Annotated in this window: 15 protein-coding genes and 1 pseudogene; 9 read left to right on the top strand and 7 right to left on the bottom strand. The window is 38.5% G+C overall.

Going from position 1 to position 12,355, the window contains the following annotated elements:
* Nucleotides 1-352: 352 nt before the first annotated feature.
* The 6 genes from DTA23_RS24290 to DTA23_RS28160 form a co-directional block, all read right to left on the bottom strand.
* Nucleotides 353-1,033, bottom strand: a complete 681-nt coding sequence (locus DTA23_RS24290) for a DUF421 domain-containing protein (RefSeq protein ID WP_070570582.1) — start codon at nt 1,031-1,033, stop codon at nt 353-355.
* Between the two features lie 6 nt (nt 1,034-1,039).
* Complete coding sequence (locus DTA23_RS24285; RefSeq protein ID WP_070570580.1) at nt 1,040-1,240, bottom strand: hypothetical protein; 201 nt, start codon at nt 1,238-1,240, stop codon at nt 1,040-1,042.
* A gap of 249 nt (nt 1,241-1,489) precedes the next feature.
* Nucleotides 1,490-2,353, bottom strand: a complete 864-nt coding sequence (locus DTA23_RS24280) for an SDR family oxidoreductase (protein ID WP_112376594.1) — start codon at nt 2,351-2,353, stop codon at nt 1,490-1,492.
* Nucleotides 2,354-3,081: 728 nt separating this feature from the next.
* Nucleotides 3,082-3,525, bottom strand: a complete 444-nt coding sequence (locus tag DTA23_RS24270; protein WP_070570577.1) for a hypothetical protein — start codon at nt 3,523-3,525, stop codon at nt 3,082-3,084.
* A 248-nt stretch (nt 3,526-3,773) separates the two neighbouring features.
* Nucleotides 3,774-4,073, bottom strand: a complete 300-nt coding sequence (locus tag DTA23_RS28165) for an alpha/beta hydrolase (RefSeq protein ID WP_239468892.1) — start codon at nt 4,071-4,073, stop codon at nt 3,774-3,776.
* 131 nt (nt 4,074-4,204) lie between these two features.
* Nucleotides 4,205-4,549: an alpha/beta hydrolase gene (locus DTA23_RS28160; RefSeq protein ID WP_201303546.1), complete on the bottom strand. Its 345-nt coding sequence runs from the start codon at nt 4,547-4,549 to the stop codon at nt 4,205-4,207.
* A 499-nt stretch (nt 4,550-5,048) separates the two neighbouring features.
* On the opposite strand from DTA23_RS28160, the pseudogene DTA23_RS24260 reads away from it, so the two are divergent.
* The 5 genes and pseudogenes from DTA23_RS24260 to DTA23_RS24240 form a co-directional block, all read left to right on the top strand.
* Nucleotides 5,049-5,444 (top strand): annotated as a pseudogene (locus DTA23_RS24260) (PAS domain-containing protein); the annotation flags it as partial.
* Between the two features lie 63 nt (nt 5,445-5,507).
* Nucleotides 5,508-5,894, top strand: coding sequence for a PAS domain S-box protein (locus DTA23_RS24255; RefSeq protein WP_256604708.1), 387 nt, complete (start codon nt 5,508-5,510; stop codon nt 5,892-5,894).
* Nucleotides 5,895-5,903: 9 nt separating this feature from the next.
* Nucleotides 5,904-6,578: a sensor histidine kinase gene (locus DTA23_RS24250; protein WP_112376260.1), complete on the top strand. Its 675-nt coding sequence runs from the start codon at nt 5,904-5,906 to the stop codon at nt 6,576-6,578.
* Between the two features lie 48 nt (nt 6,579-6,626).
* Nucleotides 6,627-6,932 carry a response regulator gene (locus tag DTA23_RS24245; protein ID WP_112376259.1) on the top strand — a complete coding sequence of 102 codons (306 nt, stop codon included), beginning with the start codon at nt 6,627-6,629 and terminating at the stop codon, nt 6,930-6,932.
* 192 nt (nt 6,933-7,124) lie between these two features.
* A complete protein-coding gene (locus DTA23_RS24240; protein WP_046672983.1) occupies nt 7,125-7,514 on the top strand; it encodes a DUF5856 family protein in 390 nt (129 codons plus the stop codon).
* A gap of 243 nt (nt 7,515-7,757) precedes the next feature.
* Here DTA23_RS24240 and DTA23_RS24235 read toward each other — a convergent pair whose 3' ends face one another.
* Nucleotides 7,758-8,117, bottom strand: coding sequence for a winged helix-turn-helix transcriptional regulator (locus DTA23_RS24235; RefSeq protein ID WP_112376258.1), 360 nt, complete (start codon nt 8,115-8,117; stop codon nt 7,758-7,760).
* A 129-nt stretch (nt 8,118-8,246) separates the two neighbouring features.
* Here DTA23_RS24235 and DTA23_RS24230 point away from each other — a divergent pair, with 129 nt between their 5' ends.
* The 4 genes from DTA23_RS24230 (at nt 8,247) to DTA23_RS28145 (ending at nt 12,283) form a co-directional block, all read left to right on the top strand.
* Nucleotides 8,247-9,008, top strand: a complete 762-nt coding sequence (locus DTA23_RS24230) for an SDR family oxidoreductase (RefSeq protein WP_370445140.1) — start codon at nt 8,247-8,249, stop codon at nt 9,006-9,008.
* A gap of 312 nt (nt 9,009-9,320) precedes the next feature.
* Nucleotides 9,321-10,586: a CHASE3 domain-containing protein gene (locus DTA23_RS28155; protein ID WP_218565462.1), complete on the top strand. Its 1,266-nt coding sequence runs from the start codon at nt 9,321-9,323 to the stop codon at nt 10,584-10,586.
* Nucleotides 10,587-10,588: 2 nt separating this feature from the next.
* Complete coding sequence (locus DTA23_RS28150) at nt 10,589-11,317, top strand: histidine kinase dimerization/phospho-acceptor domain-containing protein (RefSeq protein ID WP_218565461.1); 729 nt, start codon at nt 10,589-10,591, stop codon at nt 11,315-11,317.
* Nucleotides 11,318-11,368: 51 nt separating this feature from the next.
* Complete coding sequence (locus DTA23_RS28145; RefSeq protein ID WP_204991088.1) at nt 11,369-12,283, top strand: response regulator; 915 nt, start codon at nt 11,369-11,371, stop codon at nt 12,281-12,283.
* Nucleotides 12,284-12,355: the final 72 nt, after the last annotated feature.

Here is a 12,355-nt window from a genome sequence, read left to right as displayed (position 1 = left end):
CGCAAGCTGCTAGTTGTTGAACTGAAAATTTCCGAAAGGTATATCGTGGAGAATTTAGAGATAAAACAAGTGTATTTATCATATCGGATCTACTGAATGGGTTAAGATGAATAGCAGATCGCAGTAATAAATGTACGCATAATAATTGACAATCAGGCATCAAGTTTTTTAAATACACTAACGAACAGGTTCATTCATATAATCCGCCATCTTAACCCGGGCCATTAAATAGCTTATTGTGGATTCTGCGCCTTGATTGATGTTGATCGTGTGTTCACAGAAAAGCTTCAAATAAAAACGGTCAAATTTTTTCACCCTATAATTTGTTTAAATAATACATGGTATTATTCTTCTATACTCTTCTTGAATTCAAGGCTTTGCTCCATTGTGTTTTATTGCATCTTGGACATGCCTTTGATTCGTTCTTAAAACTAAATACGACATGGCCGCAATACATGCATGCGAATGGCCCTTCAGCACTCATTACATCAACCTTTTTGAAAGAAGACGGGAATAATGGTAGCCCATACCTCACATCACTATCAGCATAAAATAAAACGCTTAATGTTCCATCGACTTCTAGAATGCCTTCCTTAACCTGCCCCAAATGTTCGACATTTAAATTTCTCAGTTCAGAAAAAAATTCCATACGCGAAAAGGTATTATCATTTTCATGTTTTATATCAAATACGCCATCCTTAACTACAGGTAAAACTTTACCTTCCAATAAATGGGCAATATTCTCTGATCGGGAGGTAATCCAGGTTACCAACTTATAGACAAAGATTACACATATAAAGACAACAATCGCATAAAAGATGGGTATTTCTTCTTGAAACATGGGATCTCCCGCAGCTGAGCCCAAACTGATTATAATCGCAACCTCAAAAAGAGTTAACTGCCGAACTCCCCTTCTACCCGAAAGCCTTAGAATGATCAATATTAGAAGAAACATTATAATTGTTCTCGCACCTATTTCAATAAGAAAGGAGCTTTCCACCCCCTCTGCAAATATTTTTTGTATATCAATCATAACCTTTTAAAATTCAAAAATCTTACTATAGCCGCCGCCATTCAATCCTAAACATTCCTCCGGTCGCAATAGTTCATCACTTGGCAAAAACAACATACATAAGGTATCAATCTTCAATGATGGAAACAATCCCGCTAAAATTATTTCATTCCGATCTATATCTTCAATTTGCGACTGTATCCATACGACAACAGGTATATGAATCATGGTTAAGGTCGCCGACGAGCGGAAAGAGAATAAGAAAACCGCCTGTTTCTCAAACTAATATTAATTCCAGCAACAATTCGTACAACAAATCTGTACTTATTAAAGAATAATACTTTGTCAACAAATTTAGCTAGCTCGAGTCATTCATTCATTGGCGGGGCAGTCACCCCATAGTAGAGAACATTTTGAAAAACTGAAAGCCTTATGTCGATTGACGACTTGCAGATCTGATTGTGACTTATTCATTGGTTAACCATTGACGACTTCTCCGCCATTGGGATGTAAAACTTGACCGCTCATAAAATGTGAATCTTTGCTAGCTAGAAATAGAAAGCTTGGTGCAATTTCATTTGGCATTCCTGCCCTTCCCATTGGGGAGTCGCTTCCAAATTCGGAGTTTTTTTTAGGATCAAATGAAGATGCTATCAATGGAGTCCATACCGGACCGGGCGCAACAGCATTGACCCTAATTCCTTTATCCATAAGATTTGCTGACAAGCTTCGTGTAAAAGAAATTATTGCACCTTTTGTTGCAGAATAATCGATCAACTTTGGACTGCCTCGATATGCAGTCACTGAGGATGTATTAATGATACTTGCCCCCTTCTTAAGATAAGGCATGGCATACTTCGTAATCCAGAAATAGGAATAGAAATTATTCTGAAAAGTCTTGTGTAACTGTTCAGTGGTAATTTCTTCAATTGATTCTGTTTGCCAATGTAGCCCCGCGTTATTAACGATAATATCAATTTTCTTATGCGTTTTTATCGTAAATTCAATTACTTTTTTACAGTGATTTTCTTTTCCCAAATCACCTTTAATCAGCGTACATTTTCTTGAGAAGGATTCAACCTCTTTCTGGGTTTGTTTTGCATCTTTTGTTTCACTAAGATAGGCAATAACAATATCAGCTCCCTCCTTGGCAAATAACAAAGCTACAGCTTTCCCAATGCCGCTATCTCCTCCAGTAATTAATGCTACCTTATTTTTCAATTTTCCTTCTGCAGGATACTTTAACGGCGAAGTGTCAGGAACTGGTGTCATATTTATTTCTAATCCGGGTCGCTTTTGCTTTTGCAACGGTCGAATCTTTTTACTTGCTGCTTTTTTCATACCATTTTTTAAAATAATGACAGACATAGCTGATTTCCAAAACGTGTAAGGGTCAGTGCAAATGGCAAAGTCCTAAAGTTTCGGTAATCTTTTATAACCTTTATTGATAAATTGATGTAATCGGCATTTTGCGAAAGAGTTTAACCGATTCATCCATAAAGTGAACAAAGCCAAAGTCTAAAAGGTTTGAGCTATCTACATTTGCGCTATTGCTTTTGCCTTATTTTCAATTAAAGCCTTCTCATACTTAAATACAAAACCCGGTGGTCAATAATCCCTGGTCACCTGTAAGTCCTTTTACGTGAACTATAGCAATGCAATCCAAATAGCTGAATTTGCAGGAAATACTAAAGATGACGAGCTACTCCTACTGGCTTTGATTCATCTAAAAATTCTTTTCTATGATGCTCCCCGAGCCCGAAGACATGCAATCCTGCCTGATCTGCAAACGCTATCTTTGACAATAGGGCTTTCATTGCTGTTATATTTTCCGCTGAACTCAACCCACCATCATATGCTCCGGTAGCGATAAAACTATCTATTCCTATTTCGTTAATTACTTTTAATCTGATAGACTTCCCTTATTGAAAGCTATTCAAATTTCAATTTTCCCGACGGCTTAAAACGATGATCTAGATCAAAAAAGATGTTTTTTCATTTTAGATTGGCGCTTAAAGGGGCATGCATTGAACAATGTAATCTGATAAATTTACCAACTCTAGTCTTTCCTAACTCTTGCTCATCGCTTTCATGGCTAGACCAGCGGCCACTCCTCCGATCACATACCAGGCCAAGGTCATAAACTTGGTACGATCAGTCTTTTTTATTGGCTTGGCATCCAGTCCGGCCTGTTCTGGAATAGTCAGTGTTGCCAGACCAACTACCGTTCCGAGCAACGCTCCTTTGAGCAGCATATTTTTCTGACCTCCATATCCGATGAGGGTATATAACATGGCATTGGAAGCTACATCTGCCCCAAAAGTTGCCGCCACCAATGCATTGCCCTTTGGCGGTTTAAATCCAGCAAAGCGCACCGTTTTCTGCATCGCTTCTTCGCCCACTTTATCCACTTCTGGAGCTTTGGGATCGAATCTCTTGGCAGCACTATGGACCACATTGAGTACGAGCGCACCGATCAATCCGCCCAACATATTTTTATTAAATCCATTCATATTTTGCTTTTTACGTTTTCAACCTTTTTTGTACTGTTTTTGTACAGTTATTCTGAGAACAATGGACAACCTAAAATCGTTTAATCAAATCCACAGAAGAAATTTTTGCTACAATGTATTAAGCTTTCAGGACAGTCCGGAGAAGTTTGTTCAGAACTGGCAAATCGATCGTATGGTCATATGCTAGCCCTTGTTGAGGACGGTTTCAGAAATACCTTACACGATATTGAAGTAACTTTTTCGGAAGATTATTTTAAGTTTTCTTTTGTGAATGCTGCGATGTCCCGAAAAGCTTCTCTGGTTTCTCTTAAAACAGCTCCCATATGCAAAAAACCATTGGCAATCTCTTTGTAATGAGTAATTTTGACTGGAATTTCGGAGGTTTTCATATTCTCTGCCAATTGTTTTCCTTCATCCCGCAACCGATCGTGCTCAGTCAATAAAATCAACGTTGGAGGCGTATTCTTAAAATATTCAATCAAAAGAGGAATTGCTATGGGGTTCTGTTGATCCATTTGGTCGGTTAGATACCAATTCCAGGCTTTTATTCCTTCCTCCTTATTAATAATCGGACCATTTTGATAGTCTTTCTTTGACTGTACTTAATTGATTATCAGCTGCCGGATAAATCACACATGAAACCTCAAATGCTCACCAGGCCTTGTCGAAACTCCTACGGTTAAAGCTGCCCCGCACTGTCGCCAATAATTCCAATCATAGTTTTATCGATGTTTAAAGAGTCCGAATTATTAACGATCCACTCAGTCGCTGATTGAGCATCATCGAAACCAGCCGGAAAAGGATACTCTGGCGCCAGTCGAAAGTCCACAAAAACAATGGCACAACCCGTAGCGTTGGCCAATTGACAGACAATAGCATCGTGCGTCTCAAAACTTCCAGAAATAAACCAACCGCCATGAAGATAAATGATGGCCGGTGATTTTTCATTTATAATTTCATTGGGTCGGTGTATTCTCACAGGAATTTCGTGATTCTTGCTACGAATATTAAATTCTTCTAACATTTTCACTGCTTCTTTTTTGCCGCTGAGCCGAATGCCATTGCCTCATATCCTTTGCAGCTTTATTTCTAATGAATTTATGCCGTCAAACACATGAAGCTTGTTCAGGTTTTCAATTATTTTAATTATTTCAGGAGTCAATTTAGTTGTATTCATTTCTTTACTATGATTTATGTTTTTATAGAAAATCATTGCCGGTATCACGCGTATTCCGAGAATCTTTTTGGTAGGCTATCAAAATTTCAAGTAAAATTAACTAGAAGTCATACATTTACTACAATATACCGCTGAATGTACGTTACTAACAAATTTGTATGTAATATTTTAGGCAATATTAGCATATGTTACCAACACTCAGTTTATGTTGTTTGGTGTACAGTACCACGTGCTAGCTAAACTCCTGACGCGGATTTATACGTGTTTTCAAAAAAAACAGGCTGTTTTTCATTGGTTTTAGTTTTATAGATTAAATTGGACAACGATATTTGGAATACAACACTATATGGGAAAACGTGCGTCAGGCATTAATGAATTAAATATATATCTTAAGGCTTTAAATTCTGCTTATTCAGGCATTATTATCACCGATAATTTGCAGCATGATAATCCGATTATCTATTGCAATAAGGCCTTTGAAAACATCAGTGGTTATTCACACGATGAAATTATCGGTCACAATTGTCGCTTTTTGCAAGCGCAGGATCGTTCTCAACCTGAACGCTACATCCTCAAAGATTGTATCAAAAATGGTGAAGAATGTAAGATCGAAATTCGCAATTAACGCAAAGACGGAACACTTTTTTGGAATGAGCTTTTCATTTCACCTGTGAAGAATGAGGCCGGCCAGGTGACGCACTTTATTGGTGTTCAAAATGATATTACCTCGCGTAAAAAGGCCGAACACGAACTCCGGGAGGAAAAAAACAATGTTGAGATCAAAATACAGCAACGAACCAAAGAATTGCAGGAGAAGGAAAGCTTCCTCTCGAGCATGATTGAAACGGTTCGCGAAAGTCTTCTAGTACTCGATGGCAATTATATTGTGCTGAGTGCAAATAAACATTTTTTAACATCATTTCACGTCTCCTCAGAAGAGACTGTAGGAAAATTATTGTTTGATCTGGGCAATAAGCAATGGGATATCCCCTCCTTGAAGGAACTTCTTACGCATATTTTACCAACCAGCAATCCCGTAATTGATTACGAAGTAGAACATGTATTTCCGCATATCGGCCGCAAAGTGATGCTATTAAATGCCTATCGCATAGAGTTTGAAGGGCAATATAAAGACCGTATCCTGATCGCCATTGAAGACATCACCGAGAAAAAAGAACAGGATCTACGTTAATACGATTTTTTGTCCGTCGCTAGTCATGAACTAAAGACGCCCCTAACGACCATTAAGGGGCTTGTACAGATTCTGCAACGACTTAGTATAGACCATTCCGACAATAAATTTGTCAGTACACTGGATAAAATTTCGGCCTATATAGATCGACTGAATATATTGATTACTAAATTACTAGACACCTCAAAAATACAGTCTGGCCATATTGAGCTCCACATGGAGCCATTTGCCATAGATCATACAATTCGGGAAGCCATTGACAATATAATGGTAGGTGTACCTGGTTACAAAATAAACCTATTAGGCTCCACAGATGCTACAGTTAGCGGCGATGAATTACAAATTATTCAGGTAATCAATAATCTGTTGTCCAATGCGATCAAATATTCACCGGGTTCAAATAGAATCGACGTTGCCATTCACAGGGTTGCCAATTTTGTCAAGATCTCTGTACGAGACTATGGCATGGGAATAGCAAATGTCGACAAGCAAAAAATATTTGAGCGCTTCTTTCGCGCCGGCCATACCCAAAAGAAATTTCCGGGATTAGGTATTGGACTGTATGTTTCGCACGAGATCATAACGCATCACAACGGAACCCTTTGGGTAGAAAGCGAACCCGGAGAAGGTTCTACTTTTAATTTCACATTACCAATAATGAGGACAGAAAACGATGAAAAGTAAGAAAATAATGATCTGTGACGATGACCAAGGCATTGTTGAGATGCTGGAATTATTCTTGGATCTGGAGGGTTACCAGGTCTTAAGCGAAAAAACAGTACAAATCTGACCAAACAGCTCATAGCATATCAGCCAGATCTTTTGTTATTGGATCTCTGGATGCCCGTGCTTTCGGGCGACCAGCTGATTAAAATCATACGCAATACACCCGAAATCAAAAATATACCTATCCTTGTTCTATCCGCCAGTGTAGATGGTCGCGATGTTGCCGAAGGACTTGGCGCAAACGGATTTATTGCGAAACCTTTTGATTTAAATGAAATTACATCCAGTATTCACGACGTATTGGCTAGTTAAAAGTATAGTACAATCTCGTAATTTCGTCCGACTTCGTTGGGTAGGCCCTACTGGCACACAAAACTATACAGTCGAAAATCCGGATATCCTTGATTTCTTGATCACTAGCGGTTTTTCTAATAAATTAGAAACTTTGACCACTAGGTTGTTGTTATAATAATCAAAAATGTGACTTAAATAAAGTAAAATATCATGGCAAAAAAACAACAGAACTCAAAACAGGAAATTGCGAACTTTTTAGGTGAAATGATTTCATTCAGAAACGCATTGAAGCTGACCCATTGGTCGATAACAGGAAAAGGGAGCTATGAGGCTCATATTTCTTTAGACCAAGCGATTGAGTCTCTTATTGATATTACAGACAGACTGGTGGAAACCACTTTTTCATTGGAAGGTACACTTGATATCGTGATTCCCCAAACGTCAAAACCGGCTAATTACATCAAATACATTGAGGATTTTTACAAGCAAGTTGAAAACAAACGAGAAGGACTTTTTAAGGAAAACTTCTCACAATCCATTATTGATGATGCGCAAGAAGCTGTCCAACAGTTATTGTTCAGATTAAAAAGATTGGAGTAATGCCCATGTTCGGGAGCTTTTCCTGAGTAACGGTCGAACCTATATTCGGCCGTTTTTTATAGATTAAATTGAGTAACCAATTGCTCTCCCCTCCAGTAACAAAAATAATAGCACGCTATTTTTACTAGCCAACGTCTTGATTACTGCATTTTTAATGATTTTATTTTCTTGCTCTTTGCAAGAAAATAAAAGAGAAATTTTGTATAAACTAAAATACTTTACCGACTAGAGCAATTAGGGGTATTATCCTAAAATTCTTTTTAAAATTATTGTCCGCAGTCTATCTTCGTTTTGATCACCCCACTGTCCTAATGCGGAAATTATGGGTATTAAACTCATCCCTAAATCTGTAAGCGAATATTCAACTTTTGGAGGAACGACAGGATATATTTTCTTCATGACTACCTCATGATCTTCCAGTTCTTTCAGCTGTATATTCAGCACCCGTCTGGAGGCGTCTGGTATCTTACGCTGCAATTCACTCGGTCTTTTATGTCCCTGGTCAATAAACCAGAGCAAGCGTATTTTCCATTTTCCGTAAAGCACTTCACCTATCAAGTCGAGACCGCAATTTAGGTTCGGAATTATTTTTCTCTCATACATATTTTCAAAATTAAAGGTATGTTCCGATTTGTACAATAGGGGAAAAATTTATCCCTATATGAATCGTAATGCCGTACTTGCACAGGCTGGTTTTATACCTCAATTTTGTCCTATAAACAATTTGTAAAAATGGAACAATTTAATTTCAACAACGAATTATCAGACAAGATTGCCTTGGTAACAGGGGGTACAAAAGGCACTGGAAGAGCAATCGCGGAAAGACTATTACAAGCTGGAGCAACAGTTGTGATTACCGCAAGAAACGTCCCCGACCTGGAAAACAGCAAGCTGCATTTCATTGCTTCCGATCTGAGTACAGCAGAAGGGGCTCAAAAAGTGGTGAGCGGAGTGCTTTCGAGCTATGGTAGACTAGACATCTTGGTAAACAACCTTGGCGGATCTTCTACCCCCGCAGGAGGATTTGCTGTGTTAAGTGATGAGGATTGGGAATCGACACTGCAAGCTAACCTTTTGGCTCCGATCCGTCTAGATAGGAGCTTTTTACCGCAGATGATAGAACGCAAAAACGGTGTGATCATCCACATTGCTTCTATTCAGGGCAAATTACCCTTATATGATTCAACATTACCTTACGCAGCGGCAAAGGCTGGATTGAGGAACTACAGCAAAAGCTTATCGAACGAGGTTACTCCTAAAGGTGTCCGCATACTGACGGTTTCGCCTGGCTGGATCAATACCACCGCATCTGAAGCCTGGCTAGGCGAAATTGCAAGAAATTCGAACAGTACTATAGAAGAGGCGCAACAGGGCGTAATGGATGCACTGGGCGGGATCCCTTTCGGGAGACCTGCAGAGCCTGCAGAGGTAGCTGAACTTGTTGGCTTTCTAGTTTCACCAAGAGCCAGCTATCTAACGGGACAGAATACGTAATTGACGGCGGAACATTACCAACCATTTAATAATCTTCCTAAGATTTGAAAATATGAATTTACCAAACATTATCTCCGAACTCCTGAAAGCACAAAACAAATTTGACAGTGGTGCTTATGCGAAGTTTTGAGATATCATTTCCAGTTGTTTAATGATCGAATTAAATATCTGAAAATAACAACTTAACAGTGCAATATATTATTGGCGCCGATAGTAGCATTGTCCACCTTTGGATTATTATTCAAAGTATTCAATAGGAAATCTGGGGTAATTATTTACTTTTTTAGTATCTTAACAGTAAACAACCATCCTATGCCAAAAAAAATTATTAGAAATCTTCAGATCGGTGTAATGCTCTCTTTAATACTGCTGATTACGGGTTCTATAGCCTCTTATATTAGCATACATAAGCAGATGGAAAGTAGGCAAAGCCTCTTAAAAACGAAGGAATCTATCAGTTTAATAAAGGATATTTTAAACACGCTGTTAAATGCTGAAACTGGCAATCGGGGTTACCAGCTTACCGGCAAGGAAGAATTTCTTGAACCGTTGGATAAAAGCGGGAAAGAATATCCCCTGCTTATTGCTGACAAAGAAAGGTTTAATCTTAAAGATAAACTCCAAATTAATATCTTTCATGAACTGCGGCACACCTCAGACCTGCTGATGAAAGAATATGCCTCGCTGATTAATAATCGTAAAAAGGGTATATTAATGACCCCAGAAGAGCTTGAACAAAACAAGCAGATCATGGATAAATGTCGAATGCTTGTTCAGGAATTTGTAAAACATGGAGAAAGTCAGCTTGCTATAAAAAATGAAGACCTGAATAACTCCACCAAACGGACCGTTTTGTTCATTATATTTTCTGCAGTTGCGGCAATCGGTGTCACCATTTTCGTCTATATTCAACTAAAATCTGACATAATGCGCCGGGACAGGTTGGAAAAAGATCTGTTTTATACGAAGGAAATGCTCGAGGAAACAAGTGCGGTTGCCCAAGTGGGAGGCTGGGAAGTCAATATGAAAAGCGGAAAACTCACTTGGTCTCAAAGTGTGCGAGAAATTCATAAAACTAACATTAATTTCCAACCAACTTTTGAAAATGCCCTTGGATTTTACGAAGGAAAAAATAGAGAGCGAATAGAATATCTATTTGACAGAGCAGTACAACAAGGAATTTCTTTTGATGAGGAGCTGCAACTCATGCGTAATGACGGCGTTACGATTTGGGTAAGGATAAAGGGTATTCCCGAATTTGAAAATGAAATATGCCACAGGGTTTTTGGAATTATTCAGGACATTGATGCCTTCAAAAAAATGTTTCTAGAGGTTGCCGAGAAGGAGGCTATGATGCAGTCTTTTGCCACCGATGTTCCTATTCCATTGGCAATGTTGGACAAAGCCCTTAACTACGTTGCTGTAAGTAGTAGATGGCGAGATGAATTTAATATGAATAATGTCGATCTTATCGGCAATAATCTATTTACAATATCGCCTAATATTCCAGAAGAAAGAAAAAAAATTTACAGGAGTGCGCTTTTGGGAGAAACGTACATCGATGGGGATTTGCGGTAAAGGTGGAAGGTAAAGAAGAAATTCAGCATTACGACCTTAAAGTCGGGCCATGGTATCTTACAAAAGATGAGGTTGGAGGTATAATTATTTCCATACAGAATATTACAAATGCCGTAAAAATAAACGAAGAACTGAAAAGCGCTAAGGAAACTGCGGATATAGCCAGCAGGGCAAAATCCGAATTTCTGGCCAATATGAGTCATGAGATCCGTACGCCTTTGAACGGAGTTATTGGATTTTCAGACCTCCTCCTCCGTACACCGCTGAATGAAACACAAACACAATATCTGAATTACATCAACGAATCAGGAGAAAACCTGCTCAGCATTATCAATGATATACTGGATTTTTCTAAAATAGAATCCGGAAAAATGGAACTTTTGATCGAAAAAAGTGACGTGTATGATATGTTAAGTCAAGTCATCAACGTGATTCTTTATCAATCCCAGAAAAAAAACATCGAACTTCTTCTCAACGTTGAGCCGGGCCTCCCGAAAACACTTTTTATTGATGAAGCCAGGTTAAAACAGATCTTGATCAATCTGCTAGGGAATGCTGTGAAATTCACAGAAAAGGGTGAGATCGAACTAAAAGTAGAGAAATTGCGCATGGATGATCATACGATTGCTTTGCGTTTCTCGGTAAGAGATACAGGAATCGGCATTCCTGTTGAGAAACAGAAATATATTTTTGATGCCTTTACCCAGGAAAACAGTTCAATCAGCAAGTGATTTGGCGGTACGGGACTAGGGCTAACGATCTCAAACAATATCTTGGGCTATATGGGGAGTCATTTATCTCTAAACAGCGAGATAGACAGCGGATCTGTATTTTTCTTCGATCTCACGGTTCCATACGAAAAGTCTGAATGGAAGGAAGAAGATGAAACGGCTATTAAAACGGCATTAGTGGTAGATGATAATGAAAGCAACAGGATTATCCTTGAACACATGCTTACCTATAAAAATATCAAATCCACATTGGCTTCTAACGGCATGGAAGCACTGGATATCATGTTGAAGGGTGAGCGGTTTGATGTGATTTTGATGGATTATCATATGCCTATCATGTCTGGATTGGAAACAATTGAGAAAATAAAAGGCTTGTTAAATCAGCGAAAGGAGATCGCTCCATTTATAGTACTTTCTTCTTCTTCAGAAGAACTGGATATACTTACTTCAGTTAGAAAAATAGAAAATACACATTTGCTGTTGAAGCCTATAAAATCACATGATCTATACAAAACCCTAAAAAAGGTAGACAGAAGTACTGTATTAGAAATTATTCAGGATCAGCCAGAAAAAGATTCGCATGCATTTGCACGGGAATTAGATGTGCTTTTGGTTGATGATAACCCAGTAAATATGGTCCTGAACAATAGGATAATGAAGTCTCTAGCTCCCAACATACATTTAACGGAAGCTGCAAACGGTTTACAAGCTTTGGAAGAATGCAGGAAAAAGCAGTTTTCCCTTATTATTATGGATGTACAGATGCCGATAATGAGTGGTATTGAGGCGACACAACATATTAGAATGCTGTCAGGATATCAACACATCCCGATCATAGGTGTTACCGCCGGAAATGTGCTGGGAGAAAAAGAAAAATGTCTTGAATCCGGAATGAACGACTTTCTTCCCAAACCAATACGGCGGGCAGACCTTCTCGAAGTACTCAAAAAATATATTAGTGTTTAATAATTATAGAAAATGGGCGTGCTTAGCATATAAATGAGTTCATATTATCGCGTCATATATAATTTATCGTCC

The organism is Sphingobacterium multivorum (assembly GCF_900457465.1).
GTDB lineage: Bacteria > Bacteroidota > Bacteroidia > Sphingobacteriales > Sphingobacteriaceae > Sphingobacterium > Sphingobacterium multivorum.
Note: the sequence above shows the minus strand (reverse complement) of the source record. Positions and strands in the feature narration are given on the sequence as shown.

Coding starts and splice junctions, on each gene's coding strand:
- DTA23_RS24290 (WP_070570582.1), bottom strand. CDS start 1,033: ATGATTGATATACAAAAAATATTTGCAGAGGGGGTGGAAAGCTCCTTT.
- DTA23_RS24285 (WP_070570580.1), bottom strand. CDS start 1,240: ATGATTCATATACCTGTTGTCGTATGGATACAGTCGCAAATTGAAGAT.
- DTA23_RS24280 (WP_112376594.1), bottom strand. CDS start 2,353: ATGAAAAAAGCAGCAAGTAAAAAGATTCGACCGTTGCAAAAGCAAAAG.
- DTA23_RS24270 (WP_070570577.1), bottom strand. CDS start 3,525: ATGAATGGATTTAATAAAAATATGTTGGGCGGATTGATCGGTGCGCTC.
- DTA23_RS28160 (WP_201303546.1), bottom strand. CDS start 4,549: ATGTTAGAAGAATTTAATATTCGTAGCAAGAATCACGAAATTCCTGTG.
- DTA23_RS24240 (WP_046672983.1), top strand. CDS start 7,125: ATGGCAAAAAAACAACAGAACTCAAAACAGGAAATTGCGAACTTTTTA.
- DTA23_RS24235 (WP_112376258.1), bottom strand. CDS start 8,117: ATGTATGAGAGAAAAATAATTCCGAACCTAAATTGCGGTCTCGACTTG.
- DTA23_RS24230 (WP_370445140.1), top strand. CDS start 8,247: ATGGAACAATTTAATTTCAACAACGAATTATCAGACAAGATTGCCTTG.
- DTA23_RS28155 (WP_218565462.1), top strand. CDS start 9,321: ATGCCAAAAAAAATTATTAGAAATCTTCAGATCGGTGTAATGCTCTCT.
- DTA23_RS28145 (WP_204991088.1), top strand. CDS start 11,369: ATGGGGAGTCATTTATCTCTAAACAGCGAGATAGACAGCGGATCTGTA.